Annotated in this window: 1 pseudogene; it reads left to right on the forward strand. The window is 70.7% G+C overall.

Annotation, left to right across the window (positions count from 1 at the left end):
• A pseudogene (locus tag ACK4TH_RS12575) lies at window positions 1-670 on the forward strand (dynamin family protein); the annotation flags it as partial.
• Between the last annotated feature and the right edge of the window lie 63 nt (window positions 671-733).

Here is a 733-nt window from a genome sequence, read left to right on the forward strand (position 1 = left end):
GCTGGGCAGCCAGTCGCTGCAAGCCGGGGTGGCGTCGCTGGCCGCGGCATTGCGCCAGCCGGGGGTCCAACTGGGTATCCGCCGCCCCTACACGGCTGCCATTGCGCGCCTGCCCGCCACGCTGGACGAGGCCCGGCGCAAGGCCGACGAGGTGCAGGACATGCTGCAGGCGTCCTTCCGCAGCTTGAACGCCGAGTATGGCTTTGCCCTGCAACTGCCCGGCGGGCTGGATCTGTCGCCCTTTGCGGCCGAGTTGCGCGACATCGAACGCAGCCACCTGCAATACCTGGGGCTGACGAATGTGCTGCGGCTGGCCCAGGCGGAGTATGCGGACCGGTTGGCCAAGGCCGTCGTGGGCCGGCTCAAGGCGGTGTTCGACGCCGCCAGTGCCGAGGTGGAATCGTGGAACAAGGCGGCCGCAGCGCAGCTCGACGCGCAGTTGCGCGAACGTCGGCGCCACTTTGCCCGCCGGCTGGAGGCCGTGCACCGTATCGAGGCGGCGGCGGGCGGGCTGGACGAGCGTCTGGCCGAGCTGCACGCCCAGCGCGAGGGTGCGGCCCGTGACGTTGAGGCTTTGCGGCGGTTGCTGGACCGTCCCGACCGCCCCGATAGGTCCCCCGCCGAGTCGGCTGTCGAGCCCGCTGCACCCGGACACCCCGACCGATCATGAGGATGGGGATGACAGACATCCCCGCGAGGGTGCGGGCGGAATTTTTTGCGCGGGTGGTCGCAT

Origin of the sequence: Tepidimonas sp. (assembly GCF_046292505.1) — a bacterium.
In the GTDB taxonomy this organism is placed as follows: Bacteria; Pseudomonadota; Gammaproteobacteria; order Burkholderiales; family Burkholderiaceae_C; genus Tepidimonas.